General features: G+C 38.5%; 28 protein-coding genes. 11 read left to right on the top strand and 17 right to left on the bottom strand.

The genetic code is table 11. The annotated features are described in order from the left end of the window. Positions 1–42: 42 nt before the first annotated feature. Together HCB49_RS03540 and HCB49_RS03535 are read right to left on the bottom strand one after the other, a co-directional pair. Entirely contained in the window at positions 43–522 is a 480-nt protein-coding gene (locus HCB49_RS03540) for a glutathione peroxidase (RefSeq protein WP_185480180.1), read from the bottom strand. Between the two features lie 12 nt (positions 523–534). After that, complete coding sequence (locus HCB49_RS03535; protein WP_185480181.1) at positions 535–1,587, bottom strand: M42 family metallopeptidase; 1,053 nt, start codon at positions 1,585–1,587, stop codon at positions 535–537. A gap of 140 nt (positions 1,588–1,727) precedes the next feature. Between HCB49_RS03535 and HCB49_RS03530 the strand changes: the two genes are divergently transcribed. Next, positions 1,728–3,203, top strand: coding sequence for an LM6179_1298 family efflux MFS transporter (locus HCB49_RS03530; RefSeq protein ID WP_185604124.1), 1,476 nt, complete (start codon positions 1,728–1,730; stop codon positions 3,201–3,203). Between the two features lie 36 nt (positions 3,204–3,239). Here HCB49_RS03530 and lieB read toward each other — a convergent pair whose 3' ends face one another. The 3 genes from lieB to HCB49_RS03515 form a co-directional block, all read right to left on the bottom strand. Further along, positions 3,240–3,992 carry a multidrug efflux ABC transporter permease LieB gene (gene lieB, locus HCB49_RS03525; RefSeq protein ID WP_185604123.1) on the bottom strand — a complete coding sequence of 251 codons (753 nt, stop codon included), beginning with the start codon at positions 3,990–3,992 and terminating at the stop codon, positions 3,240–3,242. Then, positions 3,989–4,753 (bottom strand): ABC transporter ATP-binding protein, encoded by a 765-nt coding sequence (locus HCB49_RS03520; protein ID WP_008947361.1) that lies wholly within the window; start codon positions 4,751–4,753, stop codon positions 3,989–3,991. Before HCB49_RS03520 ends, lieB begins: the two co-directional genes overlap by 4 nt. A 186-nt stretch (positions 4,754–4,939) precedes the next feature. After that, complete coding sequence (locus tag HCB49_RS03515; RefSeq protein ID WP_185604122.1) at positions 4,940–5,959, bottom strand: branched-chain amino acid aminotransferase; 1,020 nt, start codon at positions 5,957–5,959, stop codon at positions 4,940–4,942. A 217-nt stretch (positions 5,960–6,176) separates the two neighbouring features. Here HCB49_RS03515 and HCB49_RS03510 point away from each other — a divergent pair, with 217 nt between their 5' ends. Both HCB49_RS03510 and HCB49_RS03505 read left to right on the top strand, forming a co-directional pair. Further along, positions 6,177–6,926 carry an alpha/beta hydrolase gene (locus HCB49_RS03510; RefSeq protein WP_185480186.1) on the top strand — a complete coding sequence of 250 codons (750 nt, stop codon included), beginning with the start codon at positions 6,177–6,179 and terminating at the stop codon, positions 6,924–6,926. Positions 6,927–6,943: 17 nt separating this feature from the next. Beyond that, complete coding sequence (locus HCB49_RS03505; protein ID WP_185506271.1) at positions 6,944–7,375, top strand: GNAT family N-acetyltransferase; 432 nt, start codon at positions 6,944–6,946, stop codon at positions 7,373–7,375. A 37-nt stretch (positions 7,376–7,412) separates the two neighbouring features. Here HCB49_RS03505 and rpiA read toward each other — a convergent pair whose 3' ends face one another. Further along, complete coding sequence (rpiA, locus tag HCB49_RS03500) at positions 7,413–8,084, bottom strand: ribose-5-phosphate isomerase RpiA (protein ID WP_185604121.1); 672 nt, start codon at positions 8,082–8,084, stop codon at positions 7,413–7,415. A gap of 211 nt (positions 8,085–8,295) precedes the next feature. On the opposite strand from rpiA, the gene HCB49_RS03495 reads away from it, so the two are divergent. Genes HCB49_RS03495 through dltD form a run of 5 tightly spaced genes read left to right on the top strand, consistent with a single transcriptional unit; the run spans position 8,296 to position 12,729 of the window. Continuing rightward, entirely contained in the window at positions 8,296–8,442 is a 147-nt protein-coding gene (locus tag HCB49_RS03495; protein WP_003736148.1) for a teichoic acid D-Ala incorporation-associated protein DltX, read from the top strand. Positions 8,443–8,479: 37 nt separating this feature from the next. Then, positions 8,480–10,012 carry a D-alanine--poly(phosphoribitol) ligase subunit DltA gene (gene dltA / locus HCB49_RS03490; RefSeq protein WP_185480331.1) on the top strand — a complete coding sequence of 511 codons (1,533 nt, stop codon included), beginning with the start codon at positions 8,480–8,482 and terminating at the stop codon, positions 10,010–10,012. Beyond that, a complete protein-coding gene (gene dltB / locus HCB49_RS03485) occupies positions 10,009–11,193 on the top strand; it encodes a D-alanyl-lipoteichoic acid biosynthesis protein DltB (protein WP_185480189.1) in 1,185 nt (394 codons plus the stop codon). Before dltA ends, dltB begins: the two co-directional genes overlap by 4 nt. Before the next feature lie 25 nt (positions 11,194–11,218). Further along, the gene (dltC, locus tag HCB49_RS03480; protein WP_185391032.1) at positions 11,219–11,455 is read left to right on the top strand and encodes a D-alanine--poly(phosphoribitol) ligase subunit DltC; all 237 of its coding nucleotides are present in this window, start codon (positions 11,219–11,221) and stop codon (positions 11,453–11,455) included. Further along, the gene (gene dltD / locus HCB49_RS03475; protein WP_185480190.1) at positions 11,455–12,729 is read left to right on the top strand and encodes a D-alanyl-lipoteichoic acid biosynthesis protein DltD; all 1,275 of its coding nucleotides are present in this window, start codon (positions 11,455–11,457) and stop codon (positions 12,727–12,729) included. The genes dltC and dltD overlap by 1 nt, the downstream gene beginning before the upstream one ends. Positions 12,730–12,756: 27 nt before the next feature. Here dltD and fabI read toward each other — a convergent pair whose 3' ends face one another. The 4 genes from fabI to yjbM all read right to left on the bottom strand — a co-directional run bounded on the left by fabI (position 12,757) and on the right by yjbM (position 16,026). Further along, the gene (gene fabI, locus HCB49_RS03470; protein ID WP_185391030.1) at positions 12,757–13,545 is read right to left on the bottom strand and encodes an enoyl-ACP reductase FabI; all 789 of its coding nucleotides are present in this window, start codon (positions 13,543–13,545) and stop codon (positions 12,757–12,759) included. A 77-nt stretch (positions 13,546–13,622) separates the two neighbouring features. Further along, the gene (locus tag HCB49_RS03465; RefSeq protein WP_185604120.1) at positions 13,623–14,513 is read right to left on the bottom strand and encodes an RluA family pseudouridine synthase; all 891 of its coding nucleotides are present in this window, start codon (positions 14,511–14,513) and stop codon (positions 13,623–13,625) included. Positions 14,514–14,531: 18 nt separating this feature from the next. Further along, the gene (locus tag HCB49_RS03460) at positions 14,532–15,326 is read right to left on the bottom strand and encodes an NAD kinase (protein WP_069892055.1); all 795 of its coding nucleotides are present in this window, start codon (positions 15,324–15,326) and stop codon (positions 14,532–14,534) included. A 31-nt stretch (positions 15,327–15,357) separates the two neighbouring features. Beyond that, entirely contained in the window at positions 15,358–16,026 is a 669-nt protein-coding gene (gene yjbM / locus HCB49_RS03455; RefSeq protein WP_069892054.1) for a GTP diphosphokinase, read from the bottom strand. 158 nt (positions 16,027–16,184) lie between these two features. Between yjbM and HCB49_RS03450 the strand changes: the two genes are divergently transcribed. The 3 genes from HCB49_RS03450 to yjbH all read left to right on the top strand — a co-directional run bounded on the left by HCB49_RS03450 (position 16,185) and on the right by yjbH (position 18,309). Then, positions 16,185–16,652: a tetratricopeptide repeat protein gene (locus tag HCB49_RS03450; protein WP_185604119.1), complete on the top strand. Its 468-nt coding sequence runs from the start codon at positions 16,185–16,187 to the stop codon at positions 16,650–16,652. 16 nt (positions 16,653–16,668) lie between these two features. Further along, positions 16,669–17,253: a CYTH domain-containing protein gene (locus HCB49_RS03445; RefSeq protein WP_185604118.1), complete on the top strand. Its 585-nt coding sequence runs from the start codon at positions 16,669–16,671 to the stop codon at positions 17,251–17,253. A gap of 237 nt (positions 17,254–17,490) precedes the next feature. Beyond that, positions 17,491–18,309 (top strand): protease adaptor protein YjbH, encoded by an 819-nt coding sequence (gene yjbH, locus HCB49_RS03440; RefSeq protein ID WP_069892051.1) that lies wholly within the window; start codon positions 17,491–17,493, stop codon positions 18,307–18,309. 42 nt (positions 18,310–18,351) lie between these two features. Here the strand turns inward: yjbH and htpX are convergent, their stop codons facing one another. The 7 genes from htpX to nagB all read right to left on the bottom strand — a co-directional run bounded on the left by htpX (position 18,352) and on the right by nagB (position 24,809). Further along, positions 18,352–19,266, bottom strand: a complete 915-nt coding sequence (htpX, locus tag HCB49_RS03435) for a zinc metalloprotease HtpX (RefSeq protein WP_185403247.1) — start codon at positions 19,264–19,266, stop codon at positions 18,352–18,354. Between the two features lie 22 nt (positions 19,267–19,288). Then, positions 19,289–19,846, bottom strand: a complete 558-nt coding sequence (locus tag HCB49_RS03430; RefSeq protein WP_003722783.1) for a LemA family protein — start codon at positions 19,844–19,846, stop codon at positions 19,289–19,291. A gap of 84 nt (positions 19,847–19,930) precedes the next feature. Next, complete coding sequence (locus HCB49_RS03425; protein WP_185391024.1) at positions 19,931–21,157, bottom strand: peptidase U32 family protein; 1,227 nt, start codon at positions 21,155–21,157, stop codon at positions 19,931–19,933. Positions 21,158–21,170: 13 nt separating this feature from the next. Beyond that, entirely contained in the window at positions 21,171–22,079 is a 909-nt protein-coding gene (locus tag HCB49_RS03420; RefSeq protein ID WP_185480193.1) for a peptidase U32 family protein, read from the bottom strand. 111 nt (positions 22,080–22,190) lie between these two features. Beyond that, positions 22,191–23,246: a glycosyltransferase family 4 protein gene (locus HCB49_RS03415; protein WP_185480194.1), complete on the bottom strand. Its 1,056-nt coding sequence runs from the start codon at positions 23,244–23,246 to the stop codon at positions 22,191–22,193. 120 nt (positions 23,247–23,366) lie between these two features. After that, positions 23,367–24,089 carry a GntR family transcriptional regulator gene (locus HCB49_RS03410; RefSeq protein WP_069892046.1) on the bottom strand — a complete coding sequence of 241 codons (723 nt, stop codon included), beginning with the start codon at positions 24,087–24,089 and terminating at the stop codon, positions 23,367–23,369. A gap of 15 nt (positions 24,090–24,104) precedes the next feature. Further along, entirely contained in the window at positions 24,105–24,809 is a 705-nt protein-coding gene (nagB, locus tag HCB49_RS03405) for a glucosamine-6-phosphate deaminase (protein ID WP_069892045.1), read from the bottom strand. Positions 24,810–24,819: the final 10 nt, after the last annotated feature.

The raw sequence follows: 24,819 nt of genomic DNA, 5'->3' as shown, positions 1-24,819 counted from the left end.
AAAAAAACTCGGCAGCGCGATTCATGCACTACCGAGTCTTTCTTAATTATTTACTTTGGCAACAAGGGCTTCTACTTTATCCTCAAAATCTTCTGGTTTCATTTTTGATGGGAAACGTTCGACAACTTCTCCATTTTCATCAATGAGGAATTTTGCAAAGTTCCATTCTACTTTTTTGCCGCCAGTTTGTTCGGTTAGATATTTGTATAGCGGGCTTGCGTCTTTGCCTTTTACTTTGATTTTAGAAAACATTTGGAACGTCACGCCGTAATTCATTTGGCAAAATTCGAGGATTTCTTCATCACTACCAGGATCTTGGCGTAAAAATTGGTTGCACGGGAAACCAAGAATTTCAAAATTAGCGCCACCTAGTTTTTTATACATTGCTTCGAGTCCTTCTAACTGAGGGGTTAGACCACATTTGCTCGCCGTATTCACGATAAGCAAAACTTTACCTTTATAGTCACTTAACGATATTTCTTTGCCATTCATTGCTTTTTCAGAAAAATCATGGACATTCATACGGAATTCCTCCTATTTCAATATATTTGAAAATAAATATGCATAAACTAATTTTTCTGTATGGTAAAGTGAGTCGCGATGTGTGCGTTCATATGCATGGCTTGCATCAATACCTGGGCCAATTAAACCATGGATAATATCATTACCGGCATTAATCGCCGCACTTGCATCGGACGCATAAAACGGATAAATATCCACTTTATAATCAATATTATTCTTTTTAGCAAGTTCTACTAAATGTTTGCGCAAGCCAAGATGATACGGGCCACTACCGTCTTTTGCACAAATTGAAACAGTGTATTCGTCAGATGTTTGCCCGTCACCAAGCGCACCCATGTCAACAGCTAAATACTCGACAGTTTCAACTGGAATATTGGAATTACCGCCGTAGCCAATTTCTTCATTATTAGAAATTAAGAAATGCGTCGTGTGCGGTAGCTCAAGTTTATTTTCATGGATATAGTTGATTAGTTGCAATAAAATCGCGACACTTGCTTTGTCATCTAGGTGGCGAGATTTGATATATTCATCATTAATAATTTGCACGCGCGGATCAAAGGAAACGAAATCGCCTACTTCAATTCCAAGTGCACGAACTTTATCTGCATCTAGCGCTTTCACGTCTAAACGAACTTCCATATTTTTATCATTACGCTCAGCAGTTCCAGCGTCTTTATATACATGGACAGATGTTTGATGCATTAGAATTGTGCCACTATACAAATCTCCAGCACTTGTTTCGATCGTACAATATTCGCCTTCGATCGCGTTAAAACGGTAACCACCAATTAGCGTTAAAAGTAGACGTCCGTCTGCTTTGATTTCTTTGACCATCGCACCAAGCGTATCGACGTGAGCAGTTAACATGCGGTGCTTCGATTCATCTTTTCCAGGAAGCGTTACAATCAGTCCGCCTTTATTGTTTAATGTATAGGGGATTTTTGAAGCATCTAAATCTTTTGCCAGTTTTTCAATGATTTTCCCAGTATTTCCGGTTGGACTTGGGATAGATGTTAGTTCTTTAATTTTTTGCATCGTTTGTTTTGTATTTGGTTCGTATGACAAAAAAATTCCTCCTTTAGTTCGCTTTCTTCTATTTTATTATAGCGCTTATCTTGCACGAACGCATTTCTTAAGATTAACTTTTTTCCCAAATCAGTCGTTTTATATGCTATAATTCGGTAGACGAAAAGGGAGGGAATTTTTTGGAACAAACAAAAGTAAAGGCCGTTACCATCGCCGTATTTGTCGCAACATTTATGGCAGCTATTGAGGGTACCATCGTGAGTACTGCGATGCCAACGATTGTAAGTCAGTTGGACGGTATAGAGTTAATGAACTGGATTTTTTCTGTTTATTTACTAACATCAGCAGTGACCGTTCCGATTTACGGGAAACTGTCTGATTTGTATGGACGAAAAAATATCTTTGTGATTGCGACAATTATTTTTATCATTGGTTCATCACTTTGTGGATTCGCACAAAATATGGAACAATTAATTATTTTTCGCGCGATTCAAGGTATTGGAGCAGGTGGGATTTTACCATCTACTATGACAATTATCGCAGACGTGTACCCATTTGAAAAACGCGCTAAAGTACTTGGCTTTATGGGTTCTGCCTGGGGTATCGCTGGTGTATTTGGACCACTTGTTGGTGGATTTTTAGTAGACCAACTTTCATGGCATTGGATTTTCTTTATCAATGTCCCAATCGGCATTTTGACAATTTTACTTATTTTGCTTTATTTACGTGAAAAAGTGGAACATGTGAAATTACCGATTGACTATTTAGGCGCCTCGCTCTTCACGGTGGCACTACTTGGCTTATTATTCGCATTACAGCGGGCTGGTGAATCACTCAACTGGACAGAACCGCTCGTCGTTATTCTTTTTGCCGTTTCGATTGTATTATTTGTTGCTTTTTATTTTGTCGAAAAACGTGCAAAAGATCCGATTATGCCATTTGTATTATTTAAAAATCCCGTTGTTTTAATTGGGAACTTAATTGGTTTCTTGATTAGTGCCTTTTTAATTGGTATCAACGTTTATATTCCAATGTGGGCGCAAGGTATGCTTGGCCACGGGGCTACAATTGCTGGCTTTATGCTTGCACCGCTTTCGATTACATGGATTGTTGGTTCATTTATCGGCGGAAAACTGTTAATGACACTTGGAAATCGCCACACAGTCGGTATCGGTGTGTTGATAACAGCGGCAAGTGGATTGATTTTAGCTTTATTCCCCGCTTCCACAAATGACATCTTCTTCTATTTAAATAGTGCATTTATGGGATTTGGCTTCGGAATTATTTTTACTACTACTACTGTAACCGTTCAAGATGCTGTACCGCGATTCCAAACAGGTATCGCTACTGCTTCCAACACACTTTTCAGAACAGTTGGTCAAACGATTGGTGTAGCTGTATTCGGAACAATTTTCAACTCAGTTCTTACTAGTGAATTCCGTGCCGCAGCTGGTAGTGAAGTGAATCGCAGTAATTTAAATCAACTAATTAGTCCACAAACGTCTGGCAACGTGAGCGCAGATCTAGTTGAACCGCTTCGAGATATTTTGTATAGCGGCCTTCATATGGTTTTCTGGGTAATGTTCGCCTGCTGTATTGTTAGTTATTTCATTCATTTTATCTTACCGAAAAAACATATTTCTGGTGAAAATTAAAAAAAGTTGGCTCTTCGCGGAGCCAACTTTTTTTATTTAAACCATTTTTTTATAAATTGTTACCGCGAAAATATAGGCAACAACGGCAATTCCCACGCACCAAGCAAGCGCAATCCAAATCTCATTTCCAATTGGTTCAGAGTAAAGCAATGCACGAATCGTATTAACAATCGACGTCACCGGCTGATTTTCCGCAAAAACGCGCACTGCAGTTGGCATCGTATCCGTTGGGACAAAAGCCGAACTAATAAAAGGTAAAAATATCAGCGGATAAGAAAAGGCACTCGCGCCGTCAACCGATTTGGCAGTCAGACCAGGAATAACAGCAACCCAAGTTAGCGCTAAAGTAAATAGCAACAATATCCCCGCTACTGCAAGCCATTCCAAAACTCCCGCAGAGGAACGAAAACCAATAAGAAGTGCAACAAGGATAATGAGTACAATCGAAATCGCATTAGAAACGAGCGATGTTAACACATGTCCCCATAATACCGAAGAGCGACTAATCGGCATCGAATGAAACCGTTGAAACAACCCTTTTTGCACATCCGTAAATAATCGCACCGCCGTATAAGCAATCCCGCTTGCTATCGCCATTAAAATAATACCTGGTAATAAATAATCCACGTAGTTATCTGTCCCCGTTTGAATTGCTCCTCCAAGCACGTACACAAACATTAACATAATCATAATCGGAATAATTGCCACGGTAATAATCGTATCAGGACTCCGCAAAATATGACGCATGGACCGGCCAAATAATATACTTGTATCACGAATTGCCTTCATTTTACTTCCTCCTTCCCATTAATAATTGCTAAGAAAATTTCTTCCAAAGATGGTTGTTTTTCAACATATTCGACTTCAGCAGGCGGGAACAATTTTTTAAGCTCATCCAAAGTCCCATTTGCAATAATTGTTCCACCATGTAAAATAGCAATTCGATCAGCCAACTGTTCTGCTTCATCTAAATATTGCGTTGTTAGTAAGATGGTTGTTCCGCCGTCCGAAAGTGCCTTAATCGTTTTCCAAACTTCGATTCGCCCTTCAGGATCAAGACCAGTAGTCGGCTCATCAAGGAAAATTACATCCGGAGCGCCAACTAAACTCATAGCAATATCTAGCCGCCGCGTCATCCCTCCAGAATAAGTGTCCGCACGACGATCCGCCGCTTTTTCGAGTCCAAAACGTGCCAATAAATCATTCGCCGTCTGCGTTGGATTTTTTTCACCTCGCAGTTTAGCAATTAATAAAATATTTTCTCGCCCTGTCAAAAGACCATCCACAGCCGCAAATTGCCCTGTCAGACTAATATGCTCGCGAACTTTCTCAGCCTCTTTTCCCACATCAAAACTAGAGACGCTTGCATTTCCATTATCCGCTTTTAAAAGAGTCGCTAAAATTTGGATAGTTGTCGTCTTACCTGCACCATTCGAACCAAGCAATGCAAAAATTTCACCGCGTTTCACTTCGAAGTCTACACCTTTTAAGACATCTGTTTTTTTAAATGATTTTTCCAAACCCGTGGCTTTAATCATCACTTCACTCATTTGAATACAACCTTCTTTCCATTTTTTATTAAACCCCACTACTCAGTAACACAGGTATTCTGTATCACTTATTACTACTACATAGTAACACCGAGTTGCAATGTTGTCAATAAAAAAGTCACTTCCAATTAAATATCGGAAATGACTTCTACAAAAAAACCGCCCGCTTAAACGGACGGCTTGTCATTATTTTACTTTATAAATCCAGCCTTCTGGAGCTTCGATATCTCCAAATTGAATGCCACAAAGTTCATCGAATAAACGTTTTGTTACTGGTCCTACTTCCGTTTCGCTATGGAATACGTGGAAATCATCTTTCGTTTGAATTCCGCCAATTGGAGTAATAACAGCAGCTGTTCCACATGCTCCAGCTTCTTTAAACTCATCTAGCTTATCGATATACACATCGCCTTCCACTGCTTCTAAACCTAAACGATGCTCTGCCAAATAAAGTAGCGAGTACTTCGTGATACTTGGCAAAATAGAAGGAGAATACGGTGTCACAAATTTATCGTCTTTTGTAATACCAAAGAAATTAGCAGAACCAACTTCTTCAATTTTTGTATGTGTCGCAGGGTCTAAATAAATACAATCGCCGAAATTACGTGCTTTGGCAGCTTGACCTGGTAGCAAACTTGCGGCATAGTTTCCGCCTACTTTTGCTGCACCTGTACCATTTGGAGCAGCACGGTCAAAATCAGACACGACAAAGTTTGTCGGCGCCATTCCACCTTTGAAATACGGACCCACTGGCGAACAGAAAATAGAGAAAATATACTCTGGCGCTGCGTGAACACCGATGTTATCGCCAACACCAATAACAAATGGACGTAAATAAAGCGTTGCACCTGTACCATATGGCGGCACAAATTCTTCATTCGCACGAACAACTTGCATCACTGCGTCAATAAATTTTTCTGTAGGGATGTGTGGCATTAATAAACGCTCACAACTTTTTTGAATGCGCGCAGCATTACGATCTGGGCGGAAAAGATTAATCGAGCCGTCCTTACAACGATATGCTTTTAAACCTTCAAAACATTGTTGTCCGTAGTGAAGTGCTGTCGAACCTTCGCTGATGTGTAGCGTATTATCTCCTGTTAGCGCACCCTCGTCCCATTCCCCGTCTTTCCAGTAAGAAATGTAGCGTTTGTCCGTCTTAATATAACTAAATCCTAAATTACTCCAGTCAATATCTTTACTCATTCAAAATCCCCACTTTCTATCTTTAAACAGAATTATTGTATGTTTCAGTATAGCACAATAAACAGCATTATTGCAGTGAAGTCCCGCGAAAAAGAAAAATTTTCTAATAAATAGGCAAAATGTTCTTTCTTTTAACGTAATTCATGCTAAAATAGAGTAACTTTTCAAAAAACAATCACCTTAGAAGGAAATGATTTCAAGAAAGGAGAGAATGAAAATGACAGCTCACAAAATGTTGGATGAGAAATTTTATAGTAAATCGCTAGGAGAGGAACTTGATTTAATTATTTGCTTACCACCTGATTTTTCGCCACTTTACAAATATCCACTTTTTATTGTACAAGATGGAAAAGATTATTTTCAGTTTGGTAAACTTGCGCGACACTCCGAAGAATTAGCGGTAAACGAGCAGATTCAAAAAGCCATTTTCATTGGTATCCCTTACAAAACTGTCATGGATCGACGCGAAAAATATCATCCAGATGGTAAACAAAATGAAGCGTATATCCGGTTCTTAGCATTTGAACTTGTTCCTTATCTTGAAGAACGCTTCCCTTCTTTCCAAATGCCAACTAGTAGGTTCCTGATGGGTGACTCACTCGGAGCATCCGTTTCCTTAAAAGCAGCGCTGCTATTTCCGTTTACATTCGGCAACGTGATTCTACATTCACCTTATGTGGATGATACAATCCTTACACTTGCCGAAAAAGTTGACCCTGCAAAAGTGAAAATCTTCCATATAATTGGCGACCAAGAAACCGCAGTCGAAACTACTGGAAATGAAGTGCTCGATTTCCTCTCACCAAATAAATCTTTAGAACAAATTTTAACCGCTCGCGGGTTTGATTATTATTTCCATGTATTTAACGGCGACCACCGCTGGAAATACTGGCAGCCATTTATCAAAGATTCTTTGCAATTTATGCTTCCGGTAAATACATTTGATTTAGAAAGCATGCGCGCATAAGAAAGGACGGAAACAACTTGACCGTAAAGAAAGTAACAGATGATATCGGCAAACGAGCCGCATTAAAAATTAGAAACGACGTATTTGTCGTCGAGCAACACGTTGATCCCGCGCTAGAATGGGATGAATTTGATAAAATGGACTCTGTTGTCATGTTTGTTGATTACGCAGAGGACGGCACACCGCTTGCAACAGGCAGGTTTCGTGTGACAGATGGTTACGGCAAGGTCGAACGCATTTGCACTCAGAAAATAGCTCGTGGCACTGGTAGCGGTCGCAGAATCATGGAAGCCATTGAAGCAGAAGCAAAAACTCGTGGCTTATCTAAGTTAAAATTAGGCGCACAAGTGACTGCTATCCCCTTCTACGAAAAACTCGGCTACGAAACTTGCTCAGATATATTTCTTGATGCAGGCATTGAACACAAAGAAATGAAAAAAACAATATGATAGGAAGATAGTTATTTCTTTTATATAGAAGAAATAACTATTTTTTTATGAGCTCTATTTCCCCGCTCGCTTTACCACAAATAATCAGATCTACATAATTAAGAAATAAACCATGTTCCACAACTCCTGGAATTTGGGCTAACTTTTCTTGCCACATTGCCGTATCCGTAAATGTTTGATTGACGATATCCAAAATATAGTTCCCATTGTTTGTCACATACACTTCACCAGAAGATTGTTTCCGCAAATTCGTTTCTATATCGTCTTTTTCAAGTTCACGCTGAATTTGCTTCCAACCAAAAGGAATTACCTCTAAAGGTAGCGGAAATTCACCCAAGTTCCTTACAAGCTTCTCCTCGCTCACAACCCAAATATTTTTCAAGCTAGCATTCGCAACCATCTTTTCACGCAAAAGTGCCCCACCACCACCTTTTATCCCTTGAAAATCGGCATCCACCTCATCCGCACCATCAATAGTGACATCAATTTCTGTCACATCATTTAGCGATTTTAATGGTATTCCTAGCTTTTCTGCTTGTTTCGCAGTTTCTTCCGAAGTGGCAACCCCAGTAATCTGTAAGCCTTTCGCGACCATGTCACCTAGTTTTTCAATCGTGTAATATACCGTACTTCCTGTCCCAAGCCCCACAATCATGCCATCTTTAACCCAGTCACATGCTTTTTCTCCAGCAATTTTCTTTTGGTTCATCGTTTCTCCTCCTCCATTCTTCGCATTAAAACCTTGCTATATCTATGGTTTCATTATACTCGCCGTTACTTTTAAGTTCAAAATATCTTTATTTTTCTAACCTTACAAAAATGTAATTAGACATTTAAAGACAGATGTATTACAGTAAGTAAGTATTAAACGTTTATTTTTAATATTTGTAACACAACTGAAATAATAAAGAGGTGGATTTATGAACAAAGTAAAACTATTTTTGCATCATCCAGCGACTATCTTTACTATGAAAACTGTTTTCTACTTAGCTATTCTGCTTGGATTGCTTTGGTTTTATGGTTTCAAAAACCCTGAAGGTGCGAAATTCATTTACAACGAATTCTAAAAAAAGAAAGGACTGTTAAAAAATGGGAATATCAATTATGACAACGAGTATCATTGAAAGAATTGATGCATGGGCAGAAAAGACACCGGATTTCCCTTGCTACGAATATGCCGGCACACGTCTTTCCTACAAAGAACTAAAACGGCAATCCGATGCATTTGGCTCTTTTCTACTAAAAAATCTAAATACTGACAAAGAAAAACCTATTATCGTCTACGGACACATGTCTCCATTAATGCTAGTTGCATTTCTAGGCGCTATCAAATCAGGTCGAGCTTATGTTCCAGTAGATGTTTCTATGCCAGTTGAACGTATAGAACAAATTAAAAAAGCAGCAGATCCTTCTATGTTTATTTGCACAGAAGAATTACCAAGCAACCTTACAATTACTGGTTGCCCCGTGCTAACACAAAATCAACTAATGGATGCTTTAGAAAAACATTTTGAAGAAGTGCCAGATAAAGCTGAATGTGTAAAAAATGACGATAACTACTATATTATTTACACATCCGGAAGTACTGGAAATCCTAAAGGCGTTCAAATCAGCCAAAATAACCTAGTAAGCTTTAGCAACTGGATCTTACAAGATTTTTCTTTAAGACAAGGATTACGCTTCTTAAACCAAGCGCCATTCTCGTTTGACTTATCTGTTATGGATTTATATCCAAGCTTACTATCCGGCGGAACACTTGTACCGCTTGATAAAACAATTACTGCTAATATGAAAGATTTATACCGTGAAATTCCTGCGCAAAATTTTGACGTTTGGGTTTCCACTCCATCTTTCGCAGACTTGTGCTTACTAGATGAAAACTTTAACCAAGAAAATAACCCAAGTTTGACTCGCTTCTTATTCTGCGGTGAAGTACTTGCTAAGAAAACAGCAACTGAACTACTTGATCGTTTCCCAGATGCAGTCATTTATAACACTTACGGCCCTACTGAAGCAACCGTTGCTGTAACACAAGTAAAAGTAACGCGTGAGCTTATCGATGCTTATCCAAGCTTACCACTAGGCGTAATTAAACCAGACATGCGTTTACACATCGTAGACCAAGAAACTGGCGAAATTCTTCCAGATGGTGAAAAAGGAGAAATCATCCTAATCGGTGCTAGTGTTTCCAAAGGTTATTTAAATGAACCTGAAAAAACAGACCAAGTATTCTTTGACTATAAAGGCTACCAAGCTTACCACACTGGAGATTCCGGTATTATCAAAGATGGTTACCTATTCTTCCAAGGTCGTCTTGATTTCCAAATTAAGCTTCACGGTTATCGTATCGAGCTAGAAGATATCGAAAATAATCTAAAAAAAGTAAGTTACATTCAAAACTGCGCTATTATCCCTAAAATGAAAGACGAAAAGGTAGATATGTTGGTCGCTCAGGTCATCCCAACTGCCAACGATTTCGAAAAAGAATACCAGCTAAGTGCAGCTATCAAAAATGAACTCAAAGAATTTATGCCAGCATACATGATTCCAAGAAAATGGATTTATAAGACAGAGTTCCCGTTGACTATGAATGGCAAAATTGACCGCAAAGCGCTTAATAGCGAGGTTAACAAGTGAGTTTACCATACGGTACAATCCTTTATTTTGGTGTACTTGTACTATTTTTAATTCCTATCATAGTAGCTGGTTTGTTAGGAAAAAGATTACCAATTTATAATGCTTTTGTAACACTCGTATTTTTATACTTTATGTTCTCTGCAAGCCCAGTTCAAGGAGCTACTTTTATCTTCTTCGTCTTCTGGCAACTTGCACTTGTACGACTTTACTTCCATTACAGGCAGGAGAAAAAGCTGAATCACGGTGGCGTATTCGTCATTGCAGTAGTTCTCTCCATCCTTCCACTTGTCATTTCTAAAGTTGTTCCAATTTTAGGTGACAATGTAACAATGGTTGGCTTCCTAGGGATTTCCTACTTAACATTTAAAGCAGCACAAATGATAATTGAAATACGCGATAACTTAATTAAACAGTATAACGCGTGGGATTTTGTTAGCTTCTTGCTATTCTTCCCAACAATTTCATCCGGGCCGATTGACCGGTTCCGCCGCTTTAAAAAAGACATTGATAATCCGCCTAGTAAAGAAGCTTATGTTGCTTTATTAAATCGAGGAATATTCCTTATCTTCCTTGGCTTTCTCTACAAATTCATTATCGCTTACTTAGTAAACAAGCATTTTGTTGTTCCACTAGACATCGCGATTTCACACAATGTAGATTTAACCAAGAATTTATTTGGTTATATGTATGCGTATAGTATGTATTTATTCTTTGACTTTGCAGGTTATAGTGCCTTCGCAGTCGGAGTTAGTTACTTACTCGGCATTCAAACTCCAATGAACTTTAACAAACCATTTGCAGCGCGAAATATTAAAGAGTTCTGGAATCGTTGGCACATGACGCTTTCATTCTGGTTCCGTGATTATGTATTTATGCGTTTCGTATTATGGGTAACAAAAAAGAAATGGTTCAAGAGCAAGTTCACTATTGCCTACCTAGCTTACTTCGTTAACTTTTTCATCATGGGTGTATGGCACGGACTTCACTGGTACTACATCGTTTACGGTCTTTACCAAGCGACACTAATTGTCGGATTTGACCTAATCGAACGCTTCAACAAGAAACACAAATTCTATCCAAAAAACAAAATAACTTATGTAATCGGCGTTATCATTACATTCCAATTTGTTTGTTTCGGATTCCTGATTTTCTCAGGTATTTTAGATAAAATTAATTTTTAAAACTAACTAAAGGTGGTAATTTAAAATGGCTTTTCGCGAAAACGTATTAGAAATCTTAGAAGAAATTACAGAAACTGATGAAGTAGTACAAAACACAGAAATCAAATTATTCGATGAAGGATTACTTGATTCTATGGCTACTGTTCAACTATTAATCGAAATTGAAGAAAGACTAGATATTACTGTACCCGTTTCCGAATTTGACCGCGACGAATGGGCTACTCCTGAAATGATCATTACTCAACTTGAGGCGCTAAAATAATGAAAAAAAAGCTGTGGATGACATTTGGGCCTTTAATGGTCGCATTCGCGGTTTTCCTTTTCGTTCTATTCGGACCTAGCAGCTTATTCTCTCACGTTTCTTCTAAAACAGTAGAGGAAAGCGCTACGTCCATGAACGAATACGTCATCCAAGGCTTAGACATCCAGAAAGAAGCTTTAAAAGAAGGAAACTACTTACCTATTTATGGTTCATCAGAGCTTTCTCGTGTCGATTCATTCCATCCTAGCGTAGTATCAAAAAAATATGATCAGGGCTATACACCATTCTTACTTGGTCGTCCTGGTACACAATCATTAAGTCATTTCCTTGATGTAAATGCACTTGGTGATGATTTAAAAGGCAAAAAAGTAGCGGTAATCTTATCTCCGCAGTGGTTCCAACCTAAAGGCGTTTCTGATCCATCGTTTGGCGCTAACTTCTCCCCTCTTCATGCATACAAATTTGCACTTGAAGATACGAAAAACACGCCTGAACGTCGGTACGCAGCTAAACGTTTACTTACTTTCCAAGTGGTTCAAAGCGACTCTACTTTAAAGAAATTACTTGAAAACATTGTTGCAAAAGGACCTAAAAAACCGCATGATCCAAAACTTCTAAAAGTTGCTGGAAATATCGAATTGAAAATTTTAGAACGTAAAGATGATTTAGAATCAAAATCTGTCTCTGGTTCTAAACAAGATCGCGTAGATAAGGGCCTAAAAGCTCTTCCAGATACTTTAGATTACAAACAACTTGACGATTTAGCGAAAGAAACTGGTGAGAAAAGTATTGGTGATAACCCATTCCAAGTGAAAGAAAATTATTACCAGAAAAAAATCAAACCAATTGAAGGTGAACTAAAAGATAGTCGTAAAGATTTACGTTATGATCAATCTCCAGAGTTTGCTGATTTGCAACTCCTTATGGATGCATTCAAAAAAGCTGGCGCAGATGTCATCTTCATTAATCCTCCTATCAACGGAAAATGGATTGATTACATTGGTATGAACAAACAAGGCTTAGACGGTTATTATGCTAAAACTAAACAACAAATCGAGAGCCAAGGCTTCCGCTACTACTCTCTAGAAGAATATCAAAATGAAGCGTTCTTCTTAGAAGATCCGATTCATTTAAGCTGGCGCGGTTGGGTAAAAATCGACCAAGCACTAGCTGATTTCGTTAAAGAACCGGTCCAAACAAACTATAAACCAACACCAAAAGATTATTACTTTAAAGAACATCCAGAAGACGGACCAAAAAAAGACCAGAAGTAGTTTAAAACTACTTCTGGTCTTTTTTCTTTAGAATCCAATAATATGATAACCGCTATCGACGTGAATAACTTCGCCTGTAACGCCTCGAGATAAGTTGCTGAATAAGTAGTAAGCTGTATCGCCAACTTCTTCCGCTTGTGTCGCACGTTTTAGTGGAGCTTTTTCTTCTATTAGTGAAATAGAGTCAGAGAAGCCGCTAACACCACGAGCAGATACTGTTCTGATTGGTCCAGCTGAAATCGCATTTACGCGCACACCAATCGCTCCAAGGTCCATAGCAAGGTATTTAACACTTGCATCAAGGGAAGCTTTCGCAACACCCATAATGTTATAGTTTTCTACTACACGTTCCCCACCTAGGTAAGTTAGTGTTAATAGACTTGCATCTTCTGTTAACATTTCTAAGTGTTTTAACGCACGAGCCACTGCTGTAAATGAATAAGCACTGATTTCATGCGCTTGTAAGAAGCTTTTACGATCTACTTCTAAATAGTCGCCAGTTAAAAAGTCTTTGTTAGCAAAAGCAATACAGTGCGCTAAGCCACTAAGTTTGCCAACTTTATTTTTAATTGTTTCAAATGTTTCTGTAATCGCTTCTTCACTTGATACATCACAAGCTAGAATAAGCGGGTTTTGATTTGCTTCGTTTAGTGAAGGTACTAGTTCTGTAATGCTTTTTTTCGCACGCTCGTCGGCATATGTAAATACAAGTTTTGCCCCAGCTTCATTTAGTGAACGAGCGATTGCCCAAGCGATACTACGCTTATTAGCTACTCCCATTACAACATATGTTTTTCCCTCTAATGATAAATTCATGTTCTTTCCTCCTAAAATTGATGCGATTTGTTCGCTTCTTCCATTTTACATGACCAAATAACTTTTTAAAACACTTATTACTTCGATTTTTGAATTATCTCTTCCATATCTGCTGGTAAAGGTAAATCAAACGCCATATATTCTTCTGTTACCGGATGGACTAAATGTAGATGACACGAGTGCAGTGCCTGTCTTTTCAGTAAAGTAGTATCCCCACCATACATATCATCTCCAATAAGTGGATGTCCAATATACGAGAAATGAACGCGGATTTGATGCGTGCGTCCCGTTTCTAGTTGAATCGCTACGTGGTCAAACGCGCTGTAACGCTCGAGAACCGCGTAATTTGTTTTGGCATATTTTCCCTCAGGAGTAACAAAACGTTCCATTATACTCACTTCTTTACGCCCTATTGGCGCTTCAATCGATCCCTCTTGTTCTGCTAAAACGCCACCTGTAAAAGCTTGATAGCGTCGTTTTAACAATCCTTGCTGTAAAAAGGTGCTGAGTCTAGCGTGGGCAAACCTATTTTTAGCAATTAGCATTAACCCAGATGTTTCACGATCCAACCTCGTTACAATATGAATCGCGCTCGTAAGGCCTTGCGCCTCATAATGCCCTTTGACAAAGTTTGCAACCGAGCCATGCGGATGATACTGCGAGGGAATCGAAGCCATTCCGGCCGGTTTATTAATAATTAAAAGAAAATCATCTTCAAACACAACATCTAATTCCGTATGCTCGGCAAGCAAACGTTCATTTTGTTGCTCTGTTGGAAACGTAAGCCGCACGTGGTCACCAGCTTTTACCTGATAAAGAACATTTTGTTCCTCTTTATTTACTTCAATTTTCCCATCTGCGCCAAATTTGACAGCAGTTAATAATTGTTTAGAAATGTGCTTGCTCTTCAAAAAAGTCCGAAGTAAAAGCCCATTTTCTTCTAATTCTACTTTCCATTCTAAAAACACATGCTTCCTCCTGCTAGCTTAATCTTCAATAAACGAATCGTGCACCCGACGCCAAAACGGAAATGATCTAAATCTGGCAAAATGAACTTTTTTGGCGGATACTTCATAACGGATTTCTTGTACATCACGGTGCAAAATGCTTAAATGATCTACAGAAATCTGGAAGTCTTTATCATTAACTGGTTGCAAACTAACGACATGATGTTTAGGAAAAACAAGCGGGCTACCAATGGTTCGGTACACACGATTATTAATCGAAGCCATCTCAGTTAACTGCATTGCTTCAATGGATGGATGCATTAGCGCCCCGCCAAGTGATTTATTGTATGCTGTTGTGCCACTAGGCGTTGACATACAAAGTCCATCACCGCGAAATCGTTCAAAATGAATATCATTAATGACTACATCAACAACAAACGGTCCGCCTGAACTTTTGACCGTTGATTCATTTAGCGCTAAATAGGTTGCTTCTTTTTTGCCAATGCCATACTTCACGGTCGTTTTAAGAAGAGGATAGGAAACTTTCTGATATTCCCCTTTTGCCAAAAGTTGCACTAATTTATCTGCCTCAGCTGGTCTCCAATCCGCATAAAAACCAAGATGCCCAGTGTGAATCCCAATAAAGGCAATCTCATCTAAGCGCTCCTCGTATTGATGAAATGCGGACAAGAAAGTTCCATCTCCGCCAATAGAAATAACAATTTCAGGTTCTACCTCATCATATTCCATGTCATGTTCCCCAAAACCCGCGATCATATTTAGTCGCAGCAAATCAGACTTTTCGTCTCCTTTGGAAGTAATCATATATTTCATTATTTCTATTCGCCCCTATTCCTACAACTAGTTACTTATTTTTCTTTGGCATCACTTGATGTACCGCTTTTTTGTCCTTTGATGCATCTTTGTTTTGTGAAAAATAGACTTGCGCTTCTTGGATCTCTTCACGAATTTGCGACATTTCTTCATCTAACTGGAAAGCCGCCTCCGCAGCGCGTTTTAGTCGTTTATTGATTGCTTCTGGAAATTCACCTTGATACTTATAGTTTACCGAATGTTCAATCGTTGCCCAAAAATTCATCGCTAACGTCCTAATTTGGATTTCAGCTAAAATTTTCTTTTCCCCTTGGATAGTTTCCACTGGATATTCAATAACGACGTGATACGACCGATATCCACTGGGTTTCTTGTTAGTAATATAATCACGCTCTTCTACAATCCGAAAATCATTCCGTTGCCTTAAAAGACGGACCACAACTTCAATATCATCTACAAATTGGCACATCATTCTGAGTCCCGCAATATCCTGCATTTCTTCTACTAAATGATCTAAGGCAATATCTTTTTGATTGGCTTTGTCTAATATACTCGCAACCGGCTTCACTCGTCCTGTAACAAATTCAATTGGTGAATGATTATTTTCAAGCTCAAATTGCGAACGCATTCCTTTAAGTTTAATTTTAAGTTCTTCCACTGCCTGTTTGTAAGGCGCTAAAAAGTCTTCCCAATGATTCAAATCGCTCACCTCAAGTATATTCATGATTAAATTTATGCAACATCAGTTATATTTTAACACAAAAGCAGTTAATCCACCTTGCTTAAAGTAACCTTTTTTTCAATCCCATGTTAAAATAAAACCGAAGCCTTCAAACGACAATACAAAGGATGATAAAAATGATTCTTACTTTACTTCAAAATGGCGATTACGAAACTGCGCGCACTCAAGCACTCAGTGAACTAAAAAACAATCCAAAAAGCGCTGAACTTCATTATTTTGCCGCATGGGCGCACGACGCACTTGGGAAAGAAGATGCGGCGATCCCTTTTTACGAGAAAGCACTTGAACTTGGTCTTCCCGCTGCTGATCGTAAAGAAGCTTATATCGGCCTCGGAAGCACTTACCGTATTACAGGCCAGCCCGAAAAAGCCAGCAGCCTTTTCCAAAAAGCATTACAAGAATTCCCAGAAAATAATGCTTTGCGCACTTTTTCGATTATGGCGAAGTATAATCAAGGCTTAGAAAAAGAAGCACTCGAAGAAACTTTGCTGCTACTAACAAATACGACAAATGACAAAGCTATTTTAAGCTACAAAAAAGCGATTCAATTTTATGCACAAGATTTAGATGCAACATTTCATTAAAAGGAGCTGATTTTCCATGGTAAAAGAACTAGAAATCGAATTCCGCAATTTATTAACAAAAGAAGAGTACGGTACCCTAATTGAAAATTTTCGCGTGAAAGAAGAAGATTTTTTCGAGCAAACGAATTATTATTTAGATACAGCTGATTTCGGCTTAAAAGAACGTCATTCCGCGCTTCGTATTCGCGAGCTAGAATCGCAATATCAGTTAACACTGAAAACACCAGAAGCGCGCGGATTAATGGAAACAACGCAAATCCTTGGCGCCGACCAAGCAACCGCGATTATTGCCGGAGCGAACATTCCAGTTGGCCCTGTTCGCGATACATTAAAAGAAATCGGCATCAACCATGAAGACCTACAAGTTTTCGGTTCGCTCAAAACAATCCGTGCTGAAAAAGACTATAAAAAAGGCTTGCTCGTTTTCGATAAGAATTTTTATGGGACGATATCTGACTTTGATTTAGAATACGAAGTGGCAGATTATGATAAAGGAAAAGAAATTTTTGATAAGTTACTGAAAGAATATCAAATAACCAATCAACCAGCTGAAAATAAAGTAGCAAGATTTTATCATCACGTGTATGGCGATAAGGAGTAAATTTATACGAATTTGCAGTAAAATGACACAAAATCTTAAAAAACAGCGAATAAATATGTTAAGCCAATGACAATTATTTGTTAAATTTACATTACGCTGATAAAATAGATATGTAAGTTGCAAAACCCAATTTTGTATCAGCTTTTACTGAGCAGTGAATTATTTCATTTCACACTGGTACATTGAAATGAGTATCTGTTTAAAGATATTTAGAATTTGAAAATCAGGTGATAGCAAATGATTAACCAAAACTTATATTATCAGTCAGTAGCAAATTCCAAGCCAATCGAAATTTATCTCTTTTTTGATCCTGCTTGTGATGACTGTTGGAATATTGAAGCGAACATGCTCCGGTTACAAATGGAGTACGGAAACTATTTCAAATTGCGCTATGTTCTGCATAATAATTTGCAGACATTTGTTTGTAAACAAAAACGCGCTGGAAATAGTAACCTAAGCTTAAAAGAACAACAAATAGGGGCGCACCTTTCCTATATTTCTTGTCTTGCAGTCAAAGCCGCTGAACTCCAAGGGAAAAAACAAGGCATTACATTTTTACGTAAGATTCAAGCAGCCTATTTCCTTGAAAATAAAGATATCGCTAGTGAAGAAGTACTTCATGATATCGCTGTTTCCACTGGCCTAGATCTTCCAGAATTCAAAAAAGATTTGGCTTCTACTGTTGCTAAACGCGCTTATATTGGCGATCAAAAAGTAGCACAAGAAATGGAAATTCGCGAAAATCCTACCGTCGTATTTTTCAATAAAAATATAGAAGATGCTGGATTAAAACTAAGCGGACTTCATCGTTACGAAGTTTATGTGCACGTTTTATCCGAGCTTTTAAATGATTTCCCAGAACCAGAAGCACGCCCGCAAATGGAAGAATACTTAGCCAAAGTAAAAGTAACTTCTTCCGCTTCGATGGCTGAATTTTATGGTGTTTCTGAACAACAAATCGAGCGCCAAATGAAGAAATGGCGTCTCCAACAAAAAGTAGAATTAATCGATGCACCAGCTGGCCAGTCACACTGGAAGTATATCGGTAACTTATAATAAAAAAGTAGCAACCTATTTCCTAGGCTGCTACTTTTTTTATTACATATTTTCTAAGCGTTCAATCCGCGAACTAATTGGCGGATGTGAGTCGAAAAGACCCGGCTTATTTTTTTTAGACTTGAGTGGTGACGAAAAGTAAATAGACTCACTAGAAGCACTAACTTCTTCCATTTTTTTCGAATCACCGCTAATTTTTTTCAATGCTTGGATAAGTCCATCTGGATTTCGTGTTAGTTCTACCGCGCTCGCATCAGCTAAATATTCCCGGTTACGAGATAAAGCAAATTGAATAGCTGTTGCAATAATTGGTGCCAAAATAACAAATATCAGCGCGACAATATAGATAATCGCTTGCGCCCCACCACTGTTATTGTTGTCACTTTTACGGCTATTTCTGCCACCAGTTAGGCTTCCCCAAAAAATCATTCGCATTGCGATGTCACTTAGAATTGCAATAACCGCTACAAGCGCAATAGCGATTGTTGATAACCGAATATCATAATTACGAATATGAGAAATTTCATGCGCGATAACGCCTTCTAATTCATATCGTTCTAATTTATTTAGTAATCCTCTAGTGACAGCCACTGCTCCTTTTTCCGGAGAAATCCCTGTCGCAAAAGCGTTTGGACTTGCATCCTCAACAATATATACTTTGGGCATCGGAATACCAGCAACCATTGCCATGCTTTCAACGGTATCCCACAAAACTGGTGCTTGATCTTTTGAGGTGACTTCCTTCGCATGGTTCATCGCCATAACAACTGACGAACTGCTCATCACCATAATCAAAATATAAAATACACCAATAACTGCTGCTAGTATAAGCCCATTCAGATAGTTATTCCAAACAATAATACCTATAGCAGCGCCAACCATAAGAACGAAAATGAAAAAGCCAAGAATGATAAAAACAGTTTTTCGCTTATTTGCTGCAATTTGTTCGAATAGCATAATTTTCGCTCTCCTTCATGGCTTAAAACTCTACTTTTGGTGCAACGCGCTCTACTTCTGGAATAGAAAGCATATCACGTTCTGTAAAGTTATGCAGTTTTGCAACGATGTTAGTTGGTACTGATTGTACTTTTGTGTTATAAGTCATTACGGTTGTGTTATAAAGTTGGCGAGAATAAGCCACTTTGTTTTCCGTAGTAGTTAATTCATGTTGTAATTCGATGAAAGAAGTATTTGCTTTTAAATCTGGATAAGCTTCACCTAATGCAAAAATAGATTTAAGTGCTCCACTTAGCATATTATCTGCTTCAATTTGTCCTTGACGGTTGTCAGCAGGAACTTCCATCATTTTGTTACGAGCTTCAATTACTTGTGTCAATGTTTCTTTTTCGTGTTTGGCATACCCTTTAACTGTTTCAACTAAATTAGGAATTAAGTCAAATCTACGTTTTAATTGTACGTCAATTTGCGCCCAAGTTTCATCCACACGGTTACGGTATTTTACAAGGCTGTTGTATAGACCGAAATAAATCAATACTAAAATAACAACAACAGCGATAGCAATAATCCATCCTATCATAATTAATCTCCTCCTTCATATGTACTTACCCCATTATACCTTACTTAGGGAGTACACGACAATCCTACTGCAGCATGAGATTTTTTATTTTTTCTTTCGCATAAAGTAAAATGGCTTCACAGGTTTGTCTACCGGCATTTTAATGGTCATCATTGCATTTGGCGCACGGTCAATTTCCTCGCCATGTTCATTCCAAAGTACTTCTACGACTTGCTTAAATCCAGTATCTCCTGGCCCATAAAATTCAATTTCTTCCCCTACGCCAAAATTATTTCGTTGTTGTAAAGTAGCGATTTTCGTTTCTTCATCATATTCCAGCACTTGCGCCGCAAAAGCATATTGAGGAATTTTCCGCGTTTTACCGAATAATTGCTCGTCTTCGGTTGGTTCTTTATAGAAAAAGCCTGTGGATAATTCGCGCTGAGCAACTTTCCATAATTCTTCTTCCCACGCTGGGTCAAATACATAGTTTTCAGGGTCTTCGCAGTAAGCATCAACTGCGCGACGATAGACACTTGCAACCGTTGAAACATAATGAATCGACTTCATTCGTCCTTCAATTTTCAAACTATCGACGCCAGCATCGACCATATCTGGAATATATTTAATCATGGATAAATCGACCGCACTCATCGAAAATGGCTCTTCATCCGTATCCACCAAATTTTTCGAAACACCATTATCAATTTCAAATAAATCATATTTCCAACGACAACTTTGCGCACATCCGCCGCGGTTCGCATCACGGTTCGCCATATGATTCGATAAAGTACAACGACCAGAATAAGAAATACACATTGCGCCATGAATGAAAGCTTCCATTTCAACATCGGTTTTTTCGCCAATTTCTTGAATTTCTTGCATGCTAACTTCACGTGCAAGTACAACACGTTCAAGGCCTTGCTTCTTCCAAAATTCTAAAGTTTTATAGTTAGTTGCCGAAGCTTGTGTGGATAAGTGGACTGGCAACCCCGGAGCATCTTGAAAACAAATGCTAATTAAGGCTGGATCAGACACGATGACTGCATCAATACCAATATCGCGAAGTGTCCGGAAAAATTCACCAGCGCCTTCTGTATCACCAGCATGCGCAACCATATTCGCCGCCACATATACTTTCGCATTACGCTCATGTGCAAAAGCGATACCTTGTTTCATTTCATCAAAACTAAAATTACCTGCACGAGACCGAAGCCCGAAAGCTTGCCCGCCAATATATACAGCGTCCGCACCGTAGCGAATCGCAATTTTTAATTTTTCTAAGTTACCAGCTGGAGCTAGCACTTCTGGTTTTTTTAATACTTTACTCATAATGCTATTCCCCCTATTTCACATCATCCGGATTTTTCAAGTAAAATCCAGCGTCTAATTTTCTAGTTTTAGGTTGTAATTCCGTTAATTTATTCACAAAATACTCCGCAACAAATTGACCTTTTATAACGGCCTCTTTCGCCTCAACAAGTAAAGCAGCAATTTGGACGAAATTCTCTGATTCGGCAAGAACGCCATCGAGTTTCCACGTTTTTAAGCCAGCTTCATATAAATCAGCCAAATAAGGCACAAGCGAAACATCCTCAGAAGCAAAAATATGCGTTCCGGATTCATCTTCATAAATTGGTAATTGGCTTGTTTCATCATTTGGCTCACGTAAATAAAGTCCGCGTTCCTTCGATGTATCATCTTCCATTTCAACAATGCGTTGGTAGTTCGTTACAAGTCTACGTTTGGATTGATGGATACATGTCGGCCCGTATATAAGTACTTCTACAGGAATAGAGAGACTTTTCGCAATAGCTTTAATTTCGCCTTCTGTAAGCTCTCTTGCAAGTACTGCTCCGACCGCTCCTTGTTGTTCCCAAAACGAAATTTGTTCTGCGCTAGTTACAAATGTTTGGGCATCGTAAATAAATGGTATCGGTTGAGCCATTTCACTTAAAAGCATAATTGCACCTGGATCGCCGCATGCTACCGCGTCCACTTTCATATCGGCAAGTTGCTCTAAAAAACCCGGCAACTCTTCCATATGTTCGTTGTGCATTAACGAATTTACTGCTACAGTTACTTTCTTTCCTTCTTGATGCGCTAAATGAACTATTTCACGTAATTCTTCGACAGAAAATGAATGTGGCAATCTTAAACCAAATTGGCTATTACCTACGTATAATCTGTCTACCCCCGCGCGAAGCAATTGTTCAGCTTGTTTCATTGAATCTGCTGTCGCAATGATTTCCATGTTTTTCTCCTCATTTCTACAAAAACGTTACTTGATAAATGTATCACAAGAAGACTTGTTACTCAATAAGAATTTTGGCACAAAAAAGAGACTAGCCTAAGTAACTAATCTCTAATCTATTTTATCTTCTTTTGTTAGTTTAAATAAATTCAACAATGGTCGATAGGAGCTTCCTACTAATCCAAGCGTCTCAATCAATACTTCAATTAAGATGAGCAGTACACCGATTAAAATCATTGAACCCCAAAGTGTCGACATCGTAAAAATAAATGCGAATAACGAAAACAGTGCGGCAATCGCATAAATCAAAATAACGGTTTGCCGATGCGTGAAGCCAAGTCGTAATAAACAATGGTGCAAATGTGATTTATCCGCCATCGCGATTGGTTGTTTCGTTACCATGCGTCGAATAATAGCAAAAAGCGTATCTGAAATCGGTACACCTAAAATTAAGATTGGTACAATTAAAGAAATAAACGTGACATTTTTGAATCCCATCACAGATAACACAGAAATAATAAAACCTAAGAAAAGTGCGCCCGTATCCCCCATGAAAATTTTGGCAGGGTTAAAGTTATATGGTAAAAAGCCCAGTGTTCCAGCGATTAATACGCTTGCTATCATAATAACAAGTGCGTCACCCATAATAAAGGCCATTCCTAAAATTGTCAGTAAAGCAATGGTCGAAACACCAGCAGCAAGACCGTCCAGTCCATCGATTAAGTTAATGGCATTCGTAATTGCCACAATCCAAATAATGGTTAGCGGAATACTCCATATTCCAAAATGAATTTCCCCACCAAATGGTAAGTTGATAAAGTCGATGCTAAGGTTGCCCCAAAATACAATAATAAAGGCAGCGGCGATTTGACCAATTAATTTATATCTTGCTTTAAATTCCATAATATCATCTAATAATCCAGTTAAAACCATGACAAATGCCGCAATCAGAAGCGGCCATAAGAATTCGTTTTCAATTGGAAGTAAAAACATTCCGATAGCGAAACTAATGAAGATAGCTAGTCCACCCAAGCTCGGAATCGGCTTCACATTAATGCGGCGTTGATCTGGTTTATCTGTAATATCAAAGTAAAGCGCTATTTTTCGAATTAGCGGTGTAAGTAGTACGGACGCGCCAAAACATATAAAAATAATCATCCAGCTCATGGCTAGTCCTCCCCGCAAATTTTTTACTCATCTCATTATACTTTTTTATTTGCAAAAAGACAACGAAAATCATTAAGCAAAAAAGCTTGAAGCGCACGCATGCTACCTCAAGCTTTTGATTTATTGTTTAATCCTAGCTACAAATTGAAATCTACTACCTACATACTGAGAACGTGTAAATTCAAATGGTCGACCGTCTTCTAAGGTTGTAATTTGTCTGAGTTTCATAACCGGTGAGCCGAGTTTTACATCAAGATATGGCGCAATTTTTTCTGACACTAAAGAAGCTTCCATAATTTGTTCTGCTTCTCCAATTGTTTGACCAAGTTTTAATTCAATCGCTTTATAAAGGGAATCCATTATGTCTTCCTTTGTTAGCAGTGAAGCAATTTTTTCTGGAATGGCAGCAACTTCGTAAAGAATTGGCACGCGGTCGCCGTAACGAATCCGCTCAATTTTCATTACATTGCTGTTTTCTGGTAGTTGTAAGGCTTCTTGTTCTTGCGTACTTGCCGGACGAATGCCGTACGATACGATTCGCGTCGAAGGAACTTTTCCTTCTTGTAACATCAAATTCGTAAAACTCGTAACCGCTTCAAGTCGTTCGGTTAATTTCTTTTCCGCAATAAAAGTCCCAGCACCAACACGTCTTTGCAAAATGTTATCATCAACGAGGCCTTGAATGGCTTGTCTTACTGTCATTCGGCTCACGTGGAACATTTCGGCAAGTTGACGTTCAGCTGGAATCGATGTGCCAACTTTCCAGACGCCATCTTCCATTTTCTTTTTAATTTCACTTTGAATCTGAATGTAAATCGGTATTCCTGATTGTTTATCGATCATTTTCCCGCCCTCTTCTTATAGAAGTGACGCCGCCTCGTTGTCAAGAATCACAGTAACATCTGGATGATTTTGAAGTACAGAAGCAGGACAATTCACATCTACAGGTCCTTTAATAGTTTCTTTGATTGCTTGTGCTTTGTTTTCACCAAAAGCAAGTAGGATAATTTTCTTCGCATTCATGATTGATTTAATTCCCATAGAATAAGCATGTGTTGGAACATCTTCTTCTCTTTCGAAAAAGCGTTTGTTTGCTTCACGAGTAGAATCTGTTAAAACGACTTTATGTGTTAACGAATCAAAAGAAGTTCCTGGTTCGTTAAAACCGATGTGGCCATTTGTTCCAATTCCAAGCACTTGAATATCAATTGGGTGCTCAGATAAAATTTCTTCATAACGTGCGCATTCTGCTTCTGCATCCGTCGCTTCTCCGTTTGGTAAGAAACTTTCTTTAAATGCTTTTTTAGAGAATAACAAGTCGTTCATATAGTAATGATAACTGTTTGGGTCGTTTGCTGCAAGACCTACATATTCATCTAGGTTCGTTGTTGTTACATTTTTCGTGTCAACATCGCTTTTTACAAGCTCAGCATAAAGTGTTTCTGGTGTACTTCCTGTTGCTAGGCCAAGTGTGTTTACTTCACCTGATGTAATGCCTTTTTCGATAATTTCTAACGCTTTTTTGGAACCTGCTAATTTATTTTCTGTTGTGATAAGTTGCATTTTATTATCT

It is taken from the genome of Listeria cossartiae subsp. cayugensis (assembly GCF_014229095.1).
Classification (GTDB): Bacteria; Bacillota; Bacilli; order Lactobacillales; family Listeriaceae; genus Listeria; species Listeria cayugensis.
The sequence above is the reverse complement of the archived record's forward strand: the minus strand, read 5'-3'. Positions and strand labels throughout refer to the sequence as shown.

What these genes read in the sequence shown, in the direction of transcription:
- HCB49_RS03540 (WP_185480180.1), bottom strand. Translation starts at nt 522, where the DNA reads ATGAATGTCCATGATTTTTCTGAAAAAGCAATGAATGGCAAAGAAATA.
- lieB (WP_185604123.1), bottom strand. Translation starts at nt 3,992, where the DNA reads ATGAAGGCAATTCGTGATACAAGTATATTATTTGGCCGGTCCATGCGT.
- HCB49_RS03520 (WP_008947361.1), bottom strand. Translation starts at nt 4,753, where the DNA reads ATGAGTGAAGTGATGATTAAAGCCACGGGTTTGGAAAAATCATTTAAA.
- HCB49_RS03515 (WP_185604122.1), bottom strand. Translation starts at nt 5,959, where the DNA reads ATGAGTAAAGATATTGACTGGAGTAATTTAGGATTTAGTTATATTAAG.
- HCB49_RS03510 (WP_185480186.1), top strand. Translation starts at nt 6,177, where the DNA reads ATGACAGCTCACAAAATGTTGGATGAGAAATTTTATAGTAAATCGCTA.
- rpiA (WP_185604121.1), bottom strand. Translation starts at nt 8,084, where the DNA reads ATGAACCAAAAGAAAATTGCTGGAGAAAAAGCATGTGACTGGGTTAAA.
- HCB49_RS03495 (WP_003736148.1), top strand. Translation starts at nt 8,296, where the DNA reads ATGAACAAAGTAAAACTATTTTTGCATCATCCAGCGACTATCTTTACT.
- dltA (WP_185480331.1), top strand. Translation starts at nt 8,480, where the DNA reads ATGACAACGAGTATCATTGAAAGAATTGATGCATGGGCAGAAAAGACA.
- dltC (WP_185391032.1), top strand. Translation starts at nt 11,219, where the DNA reads ATGGCTTTTCGCGAAAACGTATTAGAAATCTTAGAAGAAATTACAGAA.
- dltD (WP_185480190.1), top strand. Translation starts at nt 11,455, where the DNA reads ATGAAAAAAAAGCTGTGGATGACATTTGGGCCTTTAATGGTCGCATTC.
- fabI (WP_185391030.1), bottom strand. Translation starts at nt 13,545, where the DNA reads ATGAATTTATCATTAGAGGGAAAAACATATGTTGTAATGGGAGTAGCT.
- HCB49_RS03460 (WP_069892055.1), bottom strand. Translation starts at nt 15,326, where the DNA reads ATGAAATATATGATTACTTCCAAAGGAGACGAAAAGTCTGATTTGCTG.
- HCB49_RS03450 (WP_185604119.1), top strand. Translation starts at nt 16,185, where the DNA reads ATGATTCTTACTTTACTTCAAAATGGCGATTACGAAACTGCGCGCACT.
- HCB49_RS03445 (WP_185604118.1), top strand. Translation starts at nt 16,669, where the DNA reads ATGGTAAAAGAACTAGAAATCGAATTCCGCAATTTATTAACAAAAGAA.
- yjbH (WP_069892051.1), top strand. Translation starts at nt 17,491, where the DNA reads ATGATTAACCAAAACTTATATTATCAGTCAGTAGCAAATTCCAAGCCA.
- htpX (WP_185403247.1), bottom strand. Translation starts at nt 19,266, where the DNA reads ATGCTATTCGAACAAATTGCAGCAAATAAGCGAAAAACTGTTTTTATC.
- HCB49_RS03430 (WP_003722783.1), bottom strand. Translation starts at nt 19,846, where the DNA reads ATGATAGGATGGATTATTGCTATCGCTGTTGTTGTTATTTTAGTATTG.
- HCB49_RS03425 (WP_185391024.1), bottom strand. Translation starts at nt 21,157, where the DNA reads ATGAGTAAAGTATTAAAAAAACCAGAAGTGCTAGCTCCAGCTGGTAAC.
- HCB49_RS03420 (WP_185480193.1), bottom strand. Translation starts at nt 22,079, where the DNA reads ATGGAAATCATTGCGACAGCAGATTCAATGAAACAAGCTGAACAATTG.
- HCB49_RS03415 (WP_185480194.1), bottom strand. Translation starts at nt 23,246, where the DNA reads ATGAGCTGGATGATTATTTTTATATGTTTTGGCGCGTCCGTACTACTT.
- HCB49_RS03410 (WP_069892046.1), bottom strand. Translation starts at nt 24,089, where the DNA reads ATGATCGATAAACAATCAGGAATACCGATTTACATTCAGATTCAAAGT.
- nagB (WP_069892045.1), bottom strand. Translation starts at nt 24,809, where the DNA reads ATGCAACTTATCACAACAGAAAATAAATTAGCAGGTTCCAAAAAAGCG.